Origin of the sequence: Rhodococcus koreensis (genome assembly GCF_017068375.1) — a bacterium.
Classification (GTDB): Bacteria; Actinomycetota; Actinomycetes; order Mycobacteriales; family Mycobacteriaceae; genus Rhodococcus_F; species Rhodococcus_F koreensis.
The window spans coordinates 665,888-683,857 of the sequence record NZ_CP070609.1; the positions used below are offsets into that span (position 1 = coordinate 665,888).

Here is a 17,970-nt window from a genome sequence, read left to right on the forward strand (position 1 = left end):
TTCGTAGGCCGGAGGTTCCGGCACTTTGCCAGAACATTACTGAGGTCGCAGCTTCTTGACAAAACTCCCGCCACCGCCAGAACGTCGGGGTGCCCACCCTGTGTGTGCCTCTCGACCTCAGAATGGGCGCCACCAGCACACAGTCGAATGCCACGACTGCCCATCCGGTCGGCCCTGCGACCAAAGGGATTCGCCCCTTCGCCGCGCAGCCAAGGGTGCCGGGTCCGGCCATCCGGCCCACGCAACTCTCCGGCTATCGATGCGCTGGAAGTGGGCGTGGATTCAGAGCAGGTGTTCGGTGGCGGCGAACCGCAGCGGGTGGGAAACCTCCAGTTCTTCCTGGTTGGACAGCGGTGGGAATGGTCCGACGCCGTGGCCCACATGCACGGCTACCGGCCCGGCGAGGTCACCCCGACCACCGAACTGCCGCTCCGACGCCGATGTGTACGGCCTGGAGAGTCACCGCGCGAGCGGATTAGCTGGTAAGACGCGCGGCATCCGCCCGCGCCCGCTGGGCCGCCTGCAGTTCGAGTCCGTACAGCAGTCCGAACGCGAACCCGTTCTCGCCCGGCGTGGTTCCGGCGCGTGCACCCAGGGTGCGGAGTGTCTCGGTGGCCACGACGGAATCCTGGTGCTCGCCCAGCACCTGCTGGATCTCTTTGTACTTGCCGGCCTTCTTCTTGGACTTCTTCTTCCCGAGGACCGGTCTCGCCAGCTCGGCGGCGTAGCGGGCCCGCTTGGCGGCCTTGCGCGCCCGGTGCAGCGCCGCGTCGTCGGTGTCGGCGACCGCGGCGGTCAGTAGCTTGTTCGCCTTGCGCCCGGCCTTGCGGGTCGCCTTCCGGACGGACCGGGAATCGGCCGGCGCGGTGAACGGCGGGGCGGAGCGCCACCGCGCCAAGGTGGCCATCAGGTCCCGGTAGCGGTCGCCGTCGAGGACCTCCATCGCGTGTGCGAGGTGACGGTGTTGCTCGGCGAGCAGATCGCCCTCGATGCGGGCGGCGACCGGTCCCATCACCAGCTCGCTCGGCAACTCGGCGACCTTCTCCGCGAACCGCGCCCGCTGCACCTGCCGGTCCCGCACCTCACCGAGCACACCCGCGTACCAGGACAATTCGGCATCGAGCGTGGTGCGCGCCTCGGTGTCGAAGAATTTGCCGAACACCCGCAGGGTGCTGCGGAACCGCCGGATGCCCACCCGGGTGGAATGGATCGGGTCCAGCCCACGGCGCAGCCACACGTCACCGGCCACGATCGCCTGGACCTGGGCGTCGAGGTACTCGGTCAGTGCCCGTTCCGCCGCGCCACCTGCGCCGGCGGCGGGTGGATGGGTGCCGGAGAGCGCACGGCCGAGCTTCGACGCGTGCGGTGACGGCCAGGCACCGGCCTTGGTGAGGCGTTTGCCGACCTTGGTCAGCACCTTGTCCGCCGGGGAAGGCGTGCCGTGCTCGCCGAGTTCGACTTCCACTTCCCGCCATTCGCTGATTACGGCGACGTCCCCGGCGACAGTGGCGTGCACGAGGTCGTCGGCCACCTCCGCGAGCAGGTGCTCGTCCCGGTCGTACAGCCGGTGGGTGCGCCGGACGGTGGACAGCGCCGCCACCTGGTGCAGGGGTTTGCCCAGCCCGATGCCGCGGACCAGGGTGGCCAGCTCGTCGGGAACCGTGTCCCCCTCGCCGGGCGGCAGGGACAGCTCGGTGCGGGCCTTGTCGGCCTGGACCTTCAGCTGCCATCCGGCGCCGGTGTCCCCGGTGCGGCGGCGCAGGGTGAGGTGCTGGCGGAGCAGGTCGCGCTCGGCGGTGTCGTAGTAGACACTGGTCAGGTTCACCGAACCGGTGTCGAGTCGTCCACCGGTCGGGACCAGCCCTCCCAGATCGGGCAGCGTGAAATCCGGGTTCACGTCGTACTTGTCTTCCCGCTCACGCTGCGTCGACACCATGAGTCCAGTCTGCTCTCACACCGATTCGTGTGGTTGCCGATCGCCGGTGGACCGGCGGTGCGGCAGCGACGGCAGGATCCAGAACCCGAAGAACATCAGCATTGCCACCGCGGCCGCGATGATCCCGGTGGTCATGTCGACCACGAAGCTGAAGATCAGCAGGACCACGCCGACGAGGGCGAGGCCCAGGACGGCGATGCCGCCGATCGCCAGTCGCTGTCCGGTCGCGACGAGGGTCGGGAGGGCATGCTGCCGGAATTGCAGTCGGTGGATGCCGACCGGCGCGACCAGCGTCATCGTCGTGGTGACCGACAGGGCGACGGTGGCGAGGTAGATCACCTCCTGGGCGTCGACAGCTCCTCGAAACGCTGCTGGAACGGCAGCGTCAGCAGGAAGCCGGTCAGGAGTTGCACACTCGTCTGCACCACCCGCAACTCCTGCAGCAGGTTGCTCCAGTTGCGGTCGAGTCGCTGGGTTTCGGTTTCGTCGCGGACCCGGCGGTTCCATGCGGCGTCGTCCCGACCCTCTGCGCTGTCCATGCCCAGGCAGTACCCGATTTTCGGAATGATGAACGTGGAACGACTACCGCCGGGCAGCGGACGACACTCTCGCCCGGAGATATGTTGATCACAGACCCCCGGTGCTGGATTGACCTGGGAGGTCGTGGGCAAGAACAATTCGTAGTATGAATTCCGCGGAAGAGGCACGCCAGGTCTCGCAGGTCACCACACGGCTGCTCACGAAGTTCCCGACCGCCTCGCCGGAGGTGGTGGAAACCGCTGTGGAAGAAGCCGTCGCGCACTTCAAGGGCGGTCGCATCCGGGATTTCGTTCCGTTGCTCATCGAGCGCACCGCGACCGCCAAGCTTGCCACCCTGATCGAGAGGTAACCGCCGAGGCACGGCGGGATGCTTCCGACACTGCGCAGGCGGACCTTTCCGGTGAGGTGTGATGCCACCGTGCTCGGGTACGCCAACTTCGATTGACCAGCTCGATCGTTCGTCGGGAAGTGCCGCCACCTCGGGGAGGTGATGCCCATGACGTCGGTGCCCGAACCTCACCCGAGCACGGGGCATGCCGGGGTGGGTGTCCAGCATGCGAGGGATGGGCGGGAGACGCTGTCGGTGGCGGAAGGCATCCTGATCGCATTACGCCGTTGCAGCCCGACCGAGGCATTCGACGAACTGCTCCGGGTCGCGCACCGTCATCATCTCAGTGTGCTGACTGTCGCCCATGCTCTGGTGGATCTCGCCATCGGGGCCCGCCCACCTCTGGGATCCCCGGAACGGCACGCGGACGCCTCCGGAGCGTTGGCCGAGTGGGAGTCACGTCTCGCGCATCGGCCAGGGTCTTCGCGGTAAGTCGATCACTTTGCTGACCGTGGAGGCGGCGCTGCTCGGCCAGGATCACCGCGCACAGCAACAGATAGACCGCGGGAACGATCAGGACGACGGCGACGAGGACGACGACAACAGCCAGCACTTCCACGGCAACTCCCCAGGCCGACAAGTGAACTGCGACGGCACCACCCCCGAGCAGCGCGGCAGCCACAGCATGTCCACCGTATGCCGCCGGGGCGACCTGGCCGCAACCGGTCGGTGAACATCGCCGGAGTCCGTCACACCGGGCGCCCCGTCGCACCCCACATCCCGGCATTGCGAATCGTCACGATCCGTCTCATCCCGGCGCCTGAGCTGGCCCGCGCACACCCACTCGTGAGGGAAGGCCCTGCAATGTTCGTCCTGCTTCGGCACGCCCACGCGATAGCGAAGCAGAGCTGGAGTGGGCCCGACGCCCAACGACCTCAGCCAGGAACAGGCCGAGGGGGCTCGTCGACACCCTCACCGGAGTCGAGCTGCGCGTCCTGTATTGCAGCCCGACCACCCGCTGCCTTGACACCCTCGCGCCCCTGGCTGCCGCCCACGGCCTTCCCATCCACGAGCACCCGCTGCTCGCCCCTGACGCCGCGGCCGAAGTTCTGCGCGCCGCCCTCGAAAGCATCGACCTCACCGGCACCCTGTGGTGCACCCACGGCGAGACCCTCACCGCGCTCGCCGCATGCACCCGCACCGACGGCACCCGTCCATTTCCCATCGGCGACACCGCAAAGGGCGGGGCCTGGCTGCTCAATGCCCACACCTCGCTGCGGTACATCGACCCCGATCCGCCTCAATAGCTCCGACGGTGGCACGCAGCCGCCGCGTCAGTGACGCGCATCACATTAGATCTGGGGGTGGTCGGCGTAACGTTCCCGGCCCTTCCGGACACCGTTCGAATAGCCGCAGACGCTGGGCCCGCGGCATCCGAACTAGGACCACCGATCAGCATGAGCACCACACAGCTTCACCCGATCACCCGTTCCGCCACCAGCACCTCCTCCTGGAAGCGCCTGGCTACCGTCGCCGCCGCGACCATCGCAGTCGGCCTCGTCCCCATCGCCGCCGCGAACGCCACCACCACCGCACCGGCCCCCGCGCAGCCCGTCGCCGCCGCCGTCACCCACGACAACCCTCTCGACCGCGACAACGACATGCAGCAGCAACGTCAGCACGACCGCCAGCGGGACCAGCGGCAGGACCGGCGCGCCGACACCACCATCCTCGACCAGATCCTCCTCGACGGCGCGGCCAGCAGCAGCACCCAGCTGTAACGCAGACGCCCTGTCGCGGGGTGCCAGCGGCGACCAGCTGCTCCCCCACACGGGTCTGACGGCCTCGCATCCGTACGTCACCCGTTTTCAGAACACGGCAAGAAGACCATCATGAGCACGACCGACACCACCGCCACCACATTCAGTAGTACCGCCGACCTGACCCGCGCGTTGATTCGCGCGGCGATCGCTCACGGCGAACACGAGAAGCGCACCGGGGCAGAGGATCCGAACTGGCCCGACTGGTACGCCGCCTACATGGTCGCCGAACAGGCCGGAGCGGAGCTGCCCGCCTAACTGCCCTTGACCCCGTCCACCGGTCTACCCCTCACCTGCACAAATTCCAAGGAGAACGCCATGTCCACGATCCACCTCCACCAGACCACCACCGCCACCCCGGAACAATTCCTCGACGCGCTCACCGACTTCGGGCCCGGCCGCCAGGCGTTATTCGGTAACAGCGCCGACGACTACCTGCAGGTGCACGAACTCGGCACCGACCACGCCGATGTCACCGAGGGCTCCGGTGGGGCCTGGGAACGCCTGCACTACGACTGGACCGACCCCCACCGCATCGTCATGACGACCACCGACTCCAACCTGTGGGGCGGAAAGTCCGGCCACACCTACACCCTCACCCCGATGCCCGATGGGACCACCGACGTCGACGCCGTCGTGGTCCGCGACGGCAAGAACCTCAAAGGACGAGCGCTCGGGGCCCTGCTCGGCGTCTTCGGCACCCGAGTCCTGGGAAAGCCGTTCGACAACACCGTCAAGGCCATCGAAGCCCGCAATGCCACCCCACGGACGGCGAAGAACACCTGAACCCCACGGCCGCGCCGTCGAGCACCGCAACCGAGGTGCTCGACGGCGCCCCCGCGTCCGGAAGCCCGTGGAAAGCGAAAGCCGAGCCTGGCTGCGGCCGCGACGGACCCACCGTCACGACGTCAACGAGGGCGGTGTCTTCGCCGACGTTCGCGGCCCCCGCACCGCCGTTCCCGCAGCGAGAAGTCTTCGCTGTCGAGCGCGGGCACGGGTGAACAACGGAACCCGCCATCCGGGCCAGGCAGGGTGGCGGGTTCCTCGCACGGCCCCGCAGGGCCGGTGGCAGTGACCGGTAACCGGTTTCCGGGTGGTCAGTCGAGAGCTGATGCGTCGCGGGTCCTCCGCCATCACGTCAAAAAGTCATGCCGCGAGCAACGAGCCGAGCTTCACCGTCGCCGCACGCTCGACGAGCAACGGAACGAAATCCCGAATCGGGCATCCCGAAAACTGGGCGACCGCCTCGCCCACCGCGGTCCCGACCGCCTCCCGCGATGCGGCCGGGAACTTGTTCAGCAACCGTACCGCGACCTGCGACAGCTGGCGCACTTCCTCCGCAGTGTTCATACCCCAAAGCCTGCGCTCTCGATCTCGGCGGCTGCGTGTCCCGAGCGGAAACGGGGATTGAACAGACCATGAACACCCAGGCGGGGGTCATTCGCCGGTACGGTTCCGGGCTGACTGCCTGGTCGTCCTCCCACAGCGTCAGGCCGACGCCGCCAGCAGCGACGACACCATTCTCGAGGGCCTCGCCGCCCAGGACTCGACCTTCGAGATCGGCGGTCCCGCACTGGAATTCGAGCCGTACGGCGTCGGCATCAACAAGACCAACACCGATCTGGTGCACCGGGTCAACGGCACCCTCGAGCGGATGCGCACCGACGGGACGTGGACGACCCTCTACCGACGTTGGCTGACCGCCCTCGGCCCGCCCCGCGATCCACCCGCCCCGACCTACCGGGACTGAAGTGCCCCCATTCCGGGAGCAACCCAGCCGCCGAGGACGAAGACACCGCCCACGACGCAACGCTGCTCGACCATCGCAGTATCGATGGCGGTCAGGTCGTCCGCCCCGAGAAGTCACGACGACCTCACTTCCCGGAAACGCGGTGGTTGCTCCACGCCGCATACGATGGTGACGCACCCAGCACATCAACCGGATGGTCACCCGCTGATGACGACTCCCTCGCCCCGACACCCACTCGCTGAGCCCATCCCGAACCCTCGCCCGGACAGGCACCCTGAGGTTCCCCCCGAACGGTGGACAAGGGGGTTGCGTGCCTCAGGCGACTCCCACCTGAAGCAACTTCTCGTAGCTGTCGGGACTGTGCATCCCCACCGTAGAGTTCCGTCGAACAGTGTTGTAGAAGACAATCCAGTTGTCAACGCCAGCAACGAGATCAGCCTTCGTTGCATAGACGTGCCGATAGTATTCTTCATGCTTGAAGATCGACCAAAACGATTCGGATGGACTGTTGTCCCAACAAATCCCGGTCGCACCCATCGACCGACGCAACCCGTGCTGCACACACGACGCCGCGGTCAGGTGGGCAGTGTATTCCCCACCCCGGTCCGAATGCAGGATCGTCTCGCGACACCGCCCACCGCGCGTGGCCACGGCTCGATCGATGGCGGTGGTGACCATCTCGGCGCTGATGTGATTAGCAATGCTGTATCCCAACACCTTCCGTGAATGACCGTCCCGGATCGCACACAAGAACATGTCCCCCTCACCGCACGTGAGGTAGGTGATGTCGGTAAACCAGACCGCATCGAGCCGGCCCCGATCGAAGTGCCGCTCGATCAGATCCGGCGGGAACGACGCCTGCGGATCGACCACCGTCGTCGTGACCTTGAACGTGCGCGGGCTGATGCCCTCCACACCGAGCGAGGCCATGATCTTGGCCACAGTCTTGGCGTTCACCACCTCACCACGCGCCCGCAACTCGGCCGTGACCCGCGGCGACCCGTAGGTACCCTTCGATTCCCGGTGGATCTCGACGATCTTGACTTCGAGGTCGGCGCGACGCTGTTGCCTCGGCGTCAACACCGTGGCGACTCTGCGCTTGACGTACTGGTAGTAGCCCGATGTGGACACCTCCAGCAGTCTCGCCATCCGCAGGATCGAAAACCGTTCACCTTCCGGCGCGGCGGTGCCGGCGGTCTCTTCGATGTTGTCGGGGCCGGCGTACTTGGCCATCAGATCGAACCGGGTCGGTTCTTCTGCATCGCGGCAAAGTACGCCGAAGCTTTTACCAGGAAAGCGTTGTCCTTCTCGAGTTCGCTTACCTGCCTTCGCAATCGGAGTAGCTCGGCGTGTTCGGCCGCGTCCAAAGGCTTCTCTCCGTGGGACTCTGCGGCGGCGATTCTGCGCCGCTCGAGTTTGACCCATTCACCCAACAGACTCTCGTTGAGGCCGAGTTCTCGGGCGACCTCTGCGATGGTGCGACCGGAGTCGATCACCCGGTGGGCAGCCTCGACCTTGTACTCGGTCGTGAACGACCGACGCTTGCGAGGGGGCATACGGACATCCTTCCAGCGGGACCGGTGTCCCGCCAAGTCGGTGTCCACTTTCCGGGGGGAACCTCACCCGTCCACGACCGACCTCACCGGCGTGTCGAGGACGTCACCGGTGGGCGGCCGCTTCCCCGCCCTGGCGCCGAGAACGATCCCCGCGTCCCGTGACGGGCCGCGCGCGGCACCGACCACCCCACCGGCCCACCACATCCGCGACCCGCACGGCCGCGGTGCGTGCGCGCTACCGGATCGGGCGGGTGAGCGTGGCCGGGCTCGTGACCGTGTCGGCGGGGGTGCTCTGCCTGGCGTTGGGTGCGGTGTCCGGGGCCGCGCTGGTGTTCGGGATCGGCGCCCTGACCGCACCGGTGATGATCCTGATCGCGGTGACCACCACCGGATTCCTCACCGCCGGTGCGGTATTGATCACCCGCGCCCGCCCACCTCGACCACAGCGATCGGCGGCGGTTCAATGGTCCCCGCCGCCGCGCTCCGATGCCCACACCCATCGACGACAGAAGACAAACCATGACCGACATACCGGTCGAGTACCCCGCGCGATTCAACACCACCGAATGGATCAAGGCCCACCTCGAGCGGATGGGCCAGGCCGACCCGGCCACCGGCGAAACCAGGCACGAGCCCGACCCGAGGACCCACCAGCCCGACTAGTCATTCGTCGGGAAGTTCTCCGGTGATCACGAAGATGACGCGGCGACTGATCTCGACGGTGTGATCGCAGAACCGTTCATAGAACCGACCGAGCAGCGTCATGTTCACCGCGGACGCGGCCCCGTACAGCCAGTCGTCGCCCTTGGTCGCGGCGAACAGCTTGCGGAGCAGCTCGTCGGTTCGCTCGTCCGCCCAGATCAAGTCCAACGCCGTCGCCTCGTCTCGGGTCCGCACGACCTCCCGGGCTGCCGCGGCCTGCGCCGTCGCCGCGACGCCCATGTCCGAGATGATGCCCCGCAGCTCGAAGGGAACGACCGGTACGGGGTGGTGCAGCCGCGCCACCTCGGCGATGTGCGCGGCCAGGCTGCCCATCCGCCGCAGGTCTGCGATGTTGTGTATCCCGCTGATCAACGCCCGCAGATCCTGCGCCACCGGTTGCTGACGGGCAATCAGGGTGAGCGCGCGATAATCGAGCTCCCGGCCCCGGGTGTCGATGTCTGCACACACCTCTGCGGCCCGGTCGGCCGCGTCGCGGTCGGTATCGAGCAGGGCGCGCGTGGCACAATCGATCGCAACCTCCGTCAGGGCACACAGCTCAACGAGGTCACTTCTGATCTCCTCGAGCTGTTCGTCGAATTGTTCCCGCATCGTCCCGGATTCCCTCTCGCTCTGGATTACCCGGCTGTCCGAGACACTCGGGCCCGGCGGCACGCTGCCTGGGAATACCCGCTCCCGAGGAAAACAGTCCTTCACTGATCGACGTCTGTTCATTGGACGTCGTCGATTCGGCACCCGCGATGAACTCGGGGCCGCGTGCTTCGATCGCCACCTGGTGCTCCCTGTACACCTCTGATCGTCCGCGCGACACTCCCGGACCCCTGAGCCCGCCTCTTGTTCCTTTTGTAACGGACCAGAACCCCCTTGTCAGGGGCAGCCCGCAGTGCGCCCTGCCTCATGGCAGAGCCACGCCCTTGTCCGGAGCCGGGTTCGTCCCCCGACAGGAGCCCAAGTCGGACAATCCGCCACCCGCTGCCCCGCGAACGTGGTTGCGGCTAAGCAACCGGCGAGCCTCCTCCATGCAAGGATGACAGCCGCGTCCGACCATCCGAACAGCAGCGCACCAGGCCGATTCACGGTCGGCTCGAAGGTGTGGTTCCGCGGCGGTGCCGGCGGCAACCAGATCGCCCGGCTGCCCGGCACGATCGTCGAGGACTACGGCGACGAGGTCGCCGCCAATGCGCACCTGGGCCGGGACTGGGCGCCCGTTCGGCGGTGGGCCGTCGCGTTGGACGAGGGGCGGCTCGACTTCAGCGACGGACACGACCTCGAGGACCGGTGATCCGGATCGGACTATCAGGTCCGATCCGAGCCGAGCCGGGAACGCCTACTCCGTGGCCGCCGCGGCGATCGGCATTCGGGTGTCCGGGTACCAGCCTCGCAGCCAGCCCGCCCACGACCTGCGGCGCGCGATCACCTCGGAACTCATCACCTCGGAACCGGCCTTCGGCGCCGCCTCGGGCTCGACGGGTACGACGGGGACGAGCCCCTGAAGTTTCTCTCGGGCGAGCCGCTCGACCAGAAGCGGAACGAAGTCCCGCACCTTCCCGGTCGCGAAGTGCTCGTGCGCCGAACGCACCACCTGTTCGATGCTCTCCCGGGGCAGGTCCGGGAAGCGCGAATCGAGGCGGTCTATGACTTGGTCGATGTGCAGCAACTCTTCATCGTGCGTCATGTAGAAAATCCTCCGCCGTGCCCACAGGCGGGGTCAACGAGCGGATCGAAGACCTCGACGATCCTCGTCGCGGTGCGCCTCGCACACGTGCGCGAATCGACCGAAACGCCGGTACAGAGCAGCAACCGCGACGAGCAATGCATCAGGACAGCCGTCTCATTTCCTTCGAATCCAAGACACTGCTTCTCGATTCATACCGGAGGCAGTGTGCGCCCCCAACCAGCACAGACGGGCACTCTTGCCGGTCCGGCGATTGAAGGAATCTGCTGTCAGCGGTCTCCAGTGCAACGACGTGTGCGCCGATTGAAGCTCTGACGTGCAAGCACGAATGGAAGCCAACGAGTGGGATCTGGCGACGGTGAGCAAGCGGGCGCACCTGAACCCGTCGGCGGTGTCGAGGTGGTTCACCTCGGGTGCGACCCCAGTAATGCAAACATCCGCGCAGTAGTCGAAGCCTTCGGTCCTCCAGTAGTAGGGGGATGTTGGACGCCGAGGCACTCACAGAGGTGGTGCTGCAGGTGAAGATCGTGGCCTCGCTGCAACGGATGCAGGTTCTTCATCGCTTGCAGCTCGTGCAGGGCGAGGTCCGAGGCCACCGATTTCCAGCAGCGGGCGCGCCGGTCGCGCAAGATGGTGGGGCCGGTTCGATGTAGGCCGTGGTCATCCCGACCACCCCTGATCCGCGGACGAACACCACCCGAGGGACCACGCCATGACAGAACGAGACCCATTCCCCGATCCATCACCCGCCGGTGCGGGCGACCATCCGACCCGGACGGCACGGATCGAACACGGCGAAACGGTTCGGCGCCGAATCCCTTTCGACGCCATCGCCGAACACGCTCCGCACCGCGACCGCGACCCGGTCGGCCTGCTCGAGTCCCAGGGGGCCACCCGGGTCCCCGACCTCGTCCCCATCCGGTACGGGCGGATGGCCGAGTCACCGTTCGCGTTCTACCGCGGCGCGGCGCTGGTGATGGCCGACGACTTCTCCCACGCCTCGGCCACCGGCCTGCACACCCAATTGTGCGGGGACGCCCATCTGAGCAACTTCGGACTCTTCGCCACACCCGAGCGCACACTCGCGTTCGATGTCAACGATTTCGACGAAACCTATCCCGGCCCGTTCGAATGGGACGTCAAACGACTCGTCGCGAGTCTCGCCGTCGCCGGGCGCGGCAACGGGTTCAGCCGGAAACAGCGCAAACGGATTACCCGTGCCTGCGCGGCCGAATACCGCGAAACCATGACCTACCAGGCCGAGCGTGGCGAGCTCGCGGTCTGGTATTCCCATATCGACGCCGCCGCGCAGTTAGACGAGCTCCGCGACGTTCTGGACTCCTCGACCCGCAAACGCGTTCGCAAGACGATCGACAAATCCCGCGGCCGCGACAGCCTGCAGGCACTGTCCAAACTCACCACCCTGGTGGACGGGCAGCCGCGCATAGTGAGCACGCCCCCGCTGATCGTGCCGATCGAGGAGATCTTCACCGGCACCGAAGCCGAACAACTCGACCAGGAGCTGATCCGGCGAATGCGCGACTACCGCGACACCTTGCAAACCGCCCGGCGTGGCCTGTTCGATCGATTCGAGTACGTCCAAACGGCACGGAAGGTCGTCGGGGTGGGCAGCGTCGGCACCCGGGCCTGGATCGTCCTGCTCCGCGGCCCCGGCGGCGACCCCCTGTTCTTGCAGGCCAAGGAGGCACAACCGTCGGTCCTCGAAAAGTACGTCGACGGCCCGGCATTCACGAATCACGGCGAACGCGTCGTGACCGGGCAACGGCTGATGCAAGCCGCGAGCGACATCCTTCTCGGCTGGCAGCACGGACCCGACGCCGACGGCGCGGTGCGGGACTACTACATCCGCCAACTCCGCGACGGCAAGGGGTCGGCCGTCATCGAGACCATGAATCCCGACACCATGGCCCTCTACGGACGGTTGTGTGCTCGGGTCCTCGCGTATGCGCACGCCCGCGCCGGTGACCGGTTCGCGATCGCCGGGTACCTCGGTTCGGACGATGATTTCGACAAGGCGCTGGCCGCATTCGCCGAGACCTACGCCGACCAGAACGAACGCGATCACGCCGCGTTACGGAAGGCGATCGACGCCGGCCGGATCACCGCGCACCCGGGGACATGACGATGAGCGACAACCGATCCGCCGCCCCGACACCGCGACCGGAGCCCGCCGCTCGCGGTGCCCTGCGCCCGCACCGCCCTGCGCAGACGAACCTCGGACACCGCCGTCCGTGAGGTGCCCGCTCCACCGGCGCGGCATCCGGTGCTGATCATGAACCCGCACTCCGGTGGTGGCACCGTCGCAAAATTCGACCTGCAACGCAAGGCCGAGGAACTCGGCGCCGAGGTGGTCCTGCTCGAAGGCCCGGGCATCGTCGATGTCACGGAGCTGGCCCCGGCAGGCTGTCGACCGCGGAACCGACCTGCTGGGCGTGCCACGGAGCGCCATTTCACGGAGAATGCACCGTGTGGACATCCCGCGTCCATCTCGGTGTTCGACGCTGACACCGGACACCACGCAAGTATTCCCGGCGACGATGACCGTGGCCGGGAACCGACCATCCACCACGAGGCAGGAGCACCGCCATGTCGCCGCCCACCGACGTCCCCGGCATCGTCGGGCTTGTCTGGGCCCGGACGGCGCGGTACCTCCGGTGCTCCTAACCACACCCCAGCCCGCCGCGTCCCCTCATCCGCGGCACCACCGTTCCCCATCTCCCCGCTCGGGGGTGGGGAACAGTGGTGTCCGCGCCCCATCCCCCGGTACGCCGATCGCATCCGCCGTCCGGGAAGCGGTCACCCACTTCGCGGACACCCGGATTGACGAGTCTGTCGCGCTGCTCGTCGAACACAGGGCGCCCGCGCCGCTCGCCGCCACCATCGGACCATGACCCCCGAACCGACGGCGAACGACCAAAAGCGTTCGCAGGCACGCGGGTTCCTCGGCCAACTCGAACCGGAGATCGAGGCCCTCGCACAGTGCGTCGACAGGGCCGAGGCGTTGATGCAACGCATCCAACGAACCCACGAACTTCGCGCGGAGCGGCTATCCGCCGAGACCGCAGCCCTGCGCGGCGGGCTGTACACCGAGGCCGCAGCCCTACGCCGTGAGCTATACCAGGTGCGCCGACTCGTCGAGGCGATCGCGTTTCGGTTCCCGACGGTGATCCTCCGCAACGTCTCCGCACTCGACTGACCACACCGGGGTCCGCACCCCCTCAGGCGCACGGTCTGCCAACATCCTGATGTGTGCGCCGGCGGCAGTTTCAAAAAACGGCAGCTTCGACGGCGCCACCATGCCGAGCGACTGGACCCCCTCCACACGGGCCACGGCTAGGAAACTGAGCGCAATCAGCCGGTCTTGATGTCGACGTAGATCGCCGCATGATCGGAGGCCGCGTGGACCGGGGAGGTCATGGTCGGAAAGTGCTCGAAGAGGGTGCCGTGTTTTCCACCCCACACGCCCTTACGGAAGATCGCCCCACCGGTCGCCCGGTCGAACAGCGCGGGTGAGAGCAGCACGTAGTCGATCTTGTTTCCGGCGGTGCCGTTGGCGTAGGTGCCGGGTCGGCCGCCGTCGTCGAAGCCGGCGACCTCGACCCCATCTCGCAGGTCGGTGTCGGCGAGCAGCGGCGCGAGGGGTTCGCTGTCGGGGGTGTCGTTGACGTCGCCGGCGACGGCGACGAACTCCACCTCGTCGGAGCGGAGTTGTCGATAGATCTCGGCGATCCGCTCGGCCTGCAGTTGGCGCAGGGCGTTGTTGTCTGCGGGCCGCCCGTATCCCTTGCTCTTGAAGTGGTTGACCAGCACCGTCAACGACAATCCTGCCAGGGCGCTGCCCTCGGGGAAGGCGAAGGTGTACTCAGGGCAGGCGCGGCTGAAGATCCGGCGCCCGGTCGGTGCAAGGTCGTCGACGTGCGTGCGGATCCCCTGCAGCGGGTACTCCGCCTTCGACAGCACCCCGACGTCGATACCGCGGTCGTCGTTGCCGTCGATCACCATCACGTGCGGAAACACGGGATTGCGTTCCGGGTCGACGATCGCGGCCTCGGTGAAGCGTTTGAGGGCGATCCGGTCCTCGGCCTCGATCACGGCGGTGATGTCGGCGTTCACCTCGCGCAGCACCGCGTAGGCGGCGGTGTCGGATCGGTCGAGATCCAACGCGACCAGCAGGTCCAGGATCAGCTTCTTGTCACCGTCGGTGTAGGTGTACTGAGTGATCAGGGTCCCGAGGCGGGCGTGCGCGTCGAGGATCTCGCGCCCACAGCCTTTCGGCTCGCACGCCCGACGCAACCGCCGCGGGCGGCATGGTCGATGTAACGGGTTGCCTCACAGTTGGATTCGTGGGAACCAGCGAGTGTCACCAAACATGTCCCAGGATGTACACGAACACGACGCCCGTAGGGTACGCACACTTTTCACCCGCGGTCACTGTCACCCATCCGCACAAGGGTCGTGGGTCCGTCGATCTGCACAGCGGTCGTGGTCGGGTGCGAGCGGCCTGCGAAGGCCGGTTCGTCGACCGATGACCGCGGCTATCGTCGGGGCTACGCGTCAAGAGAGGGAGCTCGCGATGCGTCTGTCCACCCGAAACCAACTCGCCGGAACGATCACCGAAGTCACCATCGGCAGCGTGATGGCCACGGTGAAGGTGCGACTCGACGGGGGCGACCAGATCGTCACCGCGTCGCTCACAAAGGAAGCTGTCGAGGAACTGGGCCTTCAGGCTGGAGTGGCGGCGACCGTGCTCGTGAAGTCCACCGAGGTGATGCTCGGCGTCGAATAGTTGTCGATCGGAGGACGCCCCTGCAACCTATTGGTTGGTCACCTAGCGTCTTTGACCGATCCCCTTCCGGCGTCTCACCAGTTAGGTATCCCAGTAACGACCGTTACGGGAGCTGGCCTTATGAGATCCCACAAGGGTGCCCTTCGGAAAGAGCCGGACCGGGCGAATCGATTCGAATGCAATCAATACTGGTATTGCTTGCATTGCAGATGCCGGTATCTGGGGATGCGCGGGGTCGATCATCTCGACGTGGAAGGACCGGATGTCTCAAGTGCGAGCAAGCTTTCAGGCGATGGCTGTAGTTGCCTCACTAGGCGTCGTGGTGCCTCAGTACTGGCCGGTACTTGCGAGGCACCTTTCGTCTACACCGTCTGCCAGCGCTTTGTCGTGCTAACCATCAGTGACAGCGACGCTGGCACGAGAGGACCATTAAACGGGCCGGTCTCTATTCTTCTGACCATGCACCGATTGGGAGCGTGAAGAGGGCCGGTCACGGCCCGATCCAGTCACCACCAAAAGGGATGATCACCATGCCGGTTACCGAACAGTCCGTCGTCATTGCCCGCCCTGCGTCGGAAGTATGGGACTTTCTCACCGATGCGGCGAACTGGCCGTCGTGGGAGGCGTCGATAGTCGAATGCGAGCAGGTCACCGACGGGGAGCTCGGGGTGGGCACCCGGTGGCGCGGGGTGAACCGAGTCCTCGGTAAGCGGATCGACTGGGAGACCGAATTCGTCGAGTACCAGCCCGGGAAGGTGGCCACGTCCAAGTCGGTGGAAGGGGACAAGATCGGTGTCACCGCGACGACGCGGATCGAGGAGGTCGACGGCGGCACCCTGTTCACCTATCGGGTCGACACCGAAAGCGGTCTCGGTGGAGTCTTCGGCAAGCTGGCGGACCCACTCGTCACGAAGGCGTACTCCCGCATGATGCGGGCGAGTCTGGACAACCTCGCCGACCTTCTTACCACCGACAGCTGACGCCCGTCTCGATCCACGCTATGTACCTCTCACGTTCGGTGTCTCACCGATTGGCGTCTCGGTTAATGACCGATATCTTCAGTCGGTCTCATCCGATCTTCGATGTAGATCAATATGCTTTCAGCGATGGATGCTGCGTGGCGGGACAGGTAACGGTCTGCGCGTCCCATGACGCAGGCGGTGGGGCCAATACAGGTGAAGCGAGCGCATGGCGCGACGAACTCTGCGACAAACTCAGGCTGCGGTACCTCATCTTGGAACAGTGTCAAGAATTCCTAGTGCTGTGGGAGAGGATCAAAATGGCCGATACGAAGAGCGTATGGGTGAAGTTCGATGATTTGTCATCCGACATTCGGGACGAGGAGTGGAGCCTCTACCAGGGTGAGGCAAAGAGCGATTCCGAATATTTTGGACGGCTACTTCGGAACCCGCTGCCCATCCTCATGGAGGAGCCTGAAGGAGTTGAGTCCGACTGGCATGTCATCACCAATTTAATTAATCACCACGTCTCGTTCGAGGGTGACGCAGTAGCCCGGACCGCCATGGTGATGCCAGAAGAAAAGACTGTCGTTCTGACCTTCTACAAGCACCGTCCCAACACATAGATGTCGAACGCTGGTTGCCCGCCGTGATGGCGGTCCTGATCAGCACCCCGGCGTCAGCCAGTTCCGTGCCCGGTCGGCCCGCTCGGCTGGCGCAATTCCTCGGTTCCGCAGGCCTCGGTAACTCAGGGAAGGACGGCGAGCCGGGCTTGCAGCCAGTCGAGGTGCTCGTCGCAGAGGGTATCGGCGAGCTGAGAATCCATGGCGTGCAGGTGTGATCGGGCGTGGTACAGGTCCACGACCGATCACCGCTAGGGCGTGTCTCCCAATGATTTGGGGTGTTGTGCTGCAGACTCTTCGCTGTGGCAGACGTTGTTAATCGGTTTGAGGTGTTGACGGACAAGCAGTGGGAGTTGCTTGTGCTGCTGTTGCCCAGTTCGGATGGGCTGCGGGGGCGGAAGTTCCAGAACAGCCGACTCGTGGTGGAGGGGATGCTCTACCGGCTGCGTACCAGGCTCCCGTGGCGGGATCTACCTGCGCATTTCGGCCCCTGGAAGACAGTATGGAAACGGCACCGACGCTACGCCGGGGATGGAACGTGGGATCGGGTGCTCATAGCCCTGGCCGCGATGGCCGATGCCGGTGGCGACCTGGATTGGGCGGTGTCGGTGGATTCCACCGTGGTGCGGGTGCACCAGCACGGTGCCAACGCCGCGCGTGACACAGGGGGAACTACCGAATTACACGAATCTGCTTGACGAACCGGTCGATCACGGCATCGGCCGGTCCCGCGGCGGGTTGACCTGCAAAGTTCACCTGGCGTGCGATGGCGACGGACGTCCCTTGTCGGTGCTGGTGGGTCCTGGCCAGGCCGGCGACAGCCCGATGTTCGGCCCGCTCCTGGAGGGCATCTGCGTGCCGCGCATCGGTGGCGGCGCACCCGGTACGCGCCCGGACGAGGTCCGTGCCGACAAGGCGTACACATCCAAGGCCAATCGAGAACTGCTACGCAGCAAGGGCGTCAAGGCGGTCATTCCCGAGAAGTCCGATCAGGTGGCCAACCGCAAGAACAAGGGCAGCGCGGGCGGGCGTCCACCAAACTTCGATGCCGAGTCGTACAAGGGCCGCAACGTGGTGGAAAGGGCCTTCAACAAGGCAAAACAGTGGCGAGCGGTGGCAACCCGGTATGACAAGCTTGCCCTGACTTACCGGGCTGGATTCCTCCTCGCCGGCATCGTCGAATGGCTCAAACTATTGGGAGACATGCCCTAGGTAGCTAGAAGCGGCGTAGCCGGGTTTTGGGGTCAAGTTTGTGG

Annotated in this window: 24 protein-coding genes and 4 pseudogenes; 19 read left to right on the forward strand and 9 right to left on the reverse strand. The window is 66.0% G+C overall.

The features are described 5' to 3' along the window. Nucleotides 1-276: 276 nt before the first annotated feature. A pseudogene (locus tag JWS14_RS49925) lies at nucleotides 277-468 on the forward strand (transcription antitermination regulator); the annotation flags it as partial. A gap of 7 nt (nucleotides 469-475) precedes the next feature. Here the strand turns inward: JWS14_RS49925 and JWS14_RS02990 are convergent. Both JWS14_RS02990 and JWS14_RS02995 read right to left on the reverse strand, forming a co-directional pair. Next, nucleotides 476-1,936 (reverse strand): CYTH and CHAD domain-containing protein, encoded by a 1,461-nt coding sequence (locus JWS14_RS02990; RefSeq protein ID WP_206012461.1) that lies wholly within the window; start codon nucleotides 1,934-1,936, stop codon nucleotides 476-478. Between the two features lie 15 nt (nucleotides 1,937-1,951). Further along, nucleotides 1,952-2,475: pseudogene (locus JWS14_RS02995) on the reverse strand (DUF6328 family protein). A 146-nt stretch (nucleotides 2,476-2,621) separates the two neighbouring features. On the opposite strand from JWS14_RS02995, the gene JWS14_RS03000 reads away from it, so the two are divergent. The 7 genes from JWS14_RS03000 to JWS14_RS03030 all read left to right on the forward strand — a co-directional run bounded on the left by JWS14_RS03000 (nucleotide 2,622) and on the right by JWS14_RS03030 (nucleotide 5,410). Continuing rightward, a complete protein-coding gene (locus JWS14_RS03000) occupies nucleotides 2,622-2,825 on the forward strand; it encodes a three-helix bundle dimerization domain-containing protein (protein ID WP_095863918.1) in 204 nt (67 codons plus the stop codon). A gap of 147 nt (nucleotides 2,826-2,972) precedes the next feature. Beyond that, the gene (locus tag JWS14_RS03005; RefSeq protein WP_179377692.1) at nucleotides 2,973-3,296 is read left to right on the forward strand and encodes an ANTAR domain-containing protein; all 324 of its coding nucleotides are present in this window, start codon (nucleotides 2,973-2,975) and stop codon (nucleotides 3,294-3,296) included. A gap of 10 nt (nucleotides 3,297-3,306) precedes the next feature. Next, complete coding sequence (locus JWS14_RS03010; protein WP_206012462.1) at nucleotides 3,307-3,537, forward strand: hypothetical protein; 231 nt, start codon at nucleotides 3,307-3,309, stop codon at nucleotides 3,535-3,537. 262 nt (nucleotides 3,538-3,799) lie between these two features. Next, on the forward strand, nucleotides 3,800-4,111 hold the full coding sequence (locus tag JWS14_RS03015) for a hypothetical protein (RefSeq protein WP_241031645.1): 312 nt from the start codon (nucleotides 3,800-3,802) through the stop codon (nucleotides 4,109-4,111). A gap of 150 nt (nucleotides 4,112-4,261) precedes the next feature. Then, on the forward strand, nucleotides 4,262-4,585 hold the full coding sequence (locus JWS14_RS03020; RefSeq protein ID WP_206012463.1) for a hypothetical protein: 324 nt from the start codon (nucleotides 4,262-4,264) through the stop codon (nucleotides 4,583-4,585). Between the two features lie 111 nt (nucleotides 4,586-4,696). After that, nucleotides 4,697-4,882 carry a glyoxalase gene (locus JWS14_RS03025; protein ID WP_095863915.1) on the forward strand — a complete coding sequence of 62 codons (186 nt, stop codon included), beginning with the start codon at nucleotides 4,697-4,699 and terminating at the stop codon, nucleotides 4,880-4,882. A gap of 60 nt (nucleotides 4,883-4,942) precedes the next feature. Then, the gene (locus tag JWS14_RS03030) at nucleotides 4,943-5,410 is read left to right on the forward strand and encodes an SRPBCC family protein (protein WP_206012464.1); all 468 of its coding nucleotides are present in this window, start codon (nucleotides 4,943-4,945) and stop codon (nucleotides 5,408-5,410) included. 360 nt (nucleotides 5,411-5,770) lie between these two features. Here the strand turns inward: JWS14_RS03030 and JWS14_RS03035 are convergent, their stop codons facing one another. Beyond that, nucleotides 5,771-5,974, reverse strand: coding sequence for a three-helix bundle dimerization domain-containing protein (locus tag JWS14_RS03035; RefSeq protein WP_095863913.1), 204 nt, complete (start codon nucleotides 5,972-5,974; stop codon nucleotides 5,771-5,773). 112 nt (nucleotides 5,975-6,086) lie between these two features. Between JWS14_RS03035 and JWS14_RS03040 the strand changes: the two are divergent. Further along, nucleotides 6,087-6,374, forward strand: a pseudogene (locus JWS14_RS03040) (transporter substrate-binding domain-containing protein); the annotation flags it as partial. Nucleotides 6,375-6,689: 315 nt separating this feature from the next. Here the strand turns inward: JWS14_RS03040 and JWS14_RS03045 are convergent. The 3 genes from JWS14_RS03045 to JWS14_RS49930 form a co-directional block, all read right to left on the reverse strand. Further along, a complete protein-coding gene (locus JWS14_RS03045) occupies nucleotides 6,690-7,607 on the reverse strand; it encodes an IS3 family transposase (RefSeq protein ID WP_206012458.1) in 918 nt (305 codons plus the stop codon). Continuing rightward, nucleotides 7,607-7,930, reverse strand: coding sequence for a transposase (locus JWS14_RS03050; protein WP_072951788.1), 324 nt, complete (start codon nucleotides 7,928-7,930; stop codon nucleotides 7,607-7,609). Before JWS14_RS03050 ends, JWS14_RS03045 begins: the two co-directional genes overlap by 1 nt. A 235-nt stretch (nucleotides 7,931-8,165) precedes the next feature. Beyond that, nucleotides 8,166-8,351: a hypothetical protein gene (locus tag JWS14_RS49930; RefSeq protein WP_241031246.1), complete on the reverse strand. Its 186-nt coding sequence runs from the start codon at nucleotides 8,349-8,351 to the stop codon at nucleotides 8,166-8,168. Nucleotides 8,352-8,449: 98 nt separating this feature from the next. Here JWS14_RS49930 and JWS14_RS03060 point away from each other — a divergent pair, with 98 nt between their 5' ends. Next, nucleotides 8,450-8,593: a hypothetical protein gene (locus JWS14_RS03060; RefSeq protein WP_206012465.1), complete on the forward strand. Its 144-nt coding sequence runs from the start codon at nucleotides 8,450-8,452 to the stop codon at nucleotides 8,591-8,593. On the opposite strand, the gene phoU is transcribed toward JWS14_RS03060, so the two are convergent. Next, complete coding sequence (gene phoU, locus JWS14_RS03065) at nucleotides 8,594-9,241, reverse strand: phosphate signaling complex protein PhoU (protein WP_206012466.1); 648 nt, start codon at nucleotides 9,239-9,241, stop codon at nucleotides 8,594-8,596. A 436-nt stretch (nucleotides 9,242-9,677) separates the two neighbouring features. Between phoU and JWS14_RS03070 the strand changes: the two genes are divergently transcribed. Beyond that, on the forward strand, nucleotides 9,678-9,932 hold the full coding sequence (locus JWS14_RS03070; protein ID WP_206012467.1) for a hypothetical protein: 255 nt from the start codon (nucleotides 9,678-9,680) through the stop codon (nucleotides 9,930-9,932). Between the two features lie 45 nt (nucleotides 9,933-9,977). On the opposite strand, the gene JWS14_RS03075 is transcribed toward JWS14_RS03070, so the two are convergent. After that, a complete protein-coding gene (locus JWS14_RS03075) occupies nucleotides 9,978-10,325 on the reverse strand; it encodes a three-helix bundle dimerization domain-containing protein (RefSeq protein ID WP_095863910.1) in 348 nt (115 codons plus the stop codon). Between the two features lie 479 nt (nucleotides 10,326-10,804). Here JWS14_RS03075 and JWS14_RS03080 point away from each other — a divergent pair, with 479 nt between their 5' ends. The 4 genes and pseudogenes from JWS14_RS03080 (at nucleotide 10,805) to JWS14_RS03090 (ending at nucleotide 13,542) form a co-directional block, all read left to right on the forward strand. Then, nucleotides 10,805-10,978: a hypothetical protein gene (locus JWS14_RS03080; protein WP_206012468.1), complete on the forward strand. Its 174-nt coding sequence runs from the start codon at nucleotides 10,805-10,807 to the stop codon at nucleotides 10,976-10,978. Between the two features lie 59 nt (nucleotides 10,979-11,037). Next, nucleotides 11,038-12,468, forward strand: coding sequence for a DUF2252 domain-containing protein (locus JWS14_RS03085; RefSeq protein WP_206012469.1), 1,431 nt, complete (start codon nucleotides 11,038-11,040; stop codon nucleotides 12,466-12,468). A 51-nt stretch (nucleotides 12,469-12,519) separates the two neighbouring features. Beyond that, nucleotides 12,520-12,781 (forward strand): annotated as a pseudogene (locus JWS14_RS49935) (diacylglycerol kinase); the annotation flags it as partial. A 452-nt stretch (nucleotides 12,782-13,233) separates the two neighbouring features. Then, nucleotides 13,234-13,542 carry a hypothetical protein gene (locus tag JWS14_RS03090; protein WP_206012470.1) on the forward strand — a complete coding sequence of 103 codons (309 nt, stop codon included), beginning with the start codon at nucleotides 13,234-13,236 and terminating at the stop codon, nucleotides 13,540-13,542. 155 nt (nucleotides 13,543-13,697) lie between these two features. Here the strand turns inward: JWS14_RS03090 and JWS14_RS03095 are convergent, their stop codons facing one another. Continuing rightward, a complete protein-coding gene (locus tag JWS14_RS03095; protein WP_206012471.1) occupies nucleotides 13,698-14,639 on the reverse strand; it encodes an endonuclease/exonuclease/phosphatase family protein in 942 nt (313 codons plus the stop codon). A gap of 280 nt (nucleotides 14,640-14,919) precedes the next feature. Between JWS14_RS03095 and JWS14_RS03100 the strand changes: the two genes are divergently transcribed. The 4 genes from JWS14_RS03100 (at nucleotide 14,920) to JWS14_RS03115 (ending at nucleotide 17,926) form a co-directional block, all read left to right on the forward strand. Further along, the gene (locus JWS14_RS03100) at nucleotides 14,920-15,132 is read left to right on the forward strand and encodes a TOBE domain-containing protein (protein ID WP_095863905.1); all 213 of its coding nucleotides are present in this window, start codon (nucleotides 14,920-14,922) and stop codon (nucleotides 15,130-15,132) included. Between the two features lie 521 nt (nucleotides 15,133-15,653). After that, complete coding sequence (locus JWS14_RS03105) at nucleotides 15,654-16,112, forward strand: SRPBCC family protein (protein WP_095863904.1); 459 nt, start codon at nucleotides 15,654-15,656, stop codon at nucleotides 16,110-16,112. A gap of 65 nt (nucleotides 16,113-16,177) precedes the next feature. Further along, nucleotides 16,178-16,717 carry a hypothetical protein gene (locus tag JWS14_RS03110; protein WP_206012472.1) on the forward strand — a complete coding sequence of 180 codons (540 nt, stop codon included), beginning with the start codon at nucleotides 16,178-16,180 and terminating at the stop codon, nucleotides 16,715-16,717. Nucleotides 16,718-17,016: 299 nt separating this feature from the next. After that, nucleotides 17,017-17,926 (forward strand): IS5 family transposase gene (locus JWS14_RS03115; protein WP_241031247.1). Its coding sequence is split into 2 segments (ribosomal slippage): nucleotides 17,017-17,367 and nucleotides 17,369-17,926, totalling 909 coding nucleotides; the frame shifts between segments, so codons are not numbered across the junction. Nucleotides 17,927-17,970 lie beyond the last annotated feature (44 nt).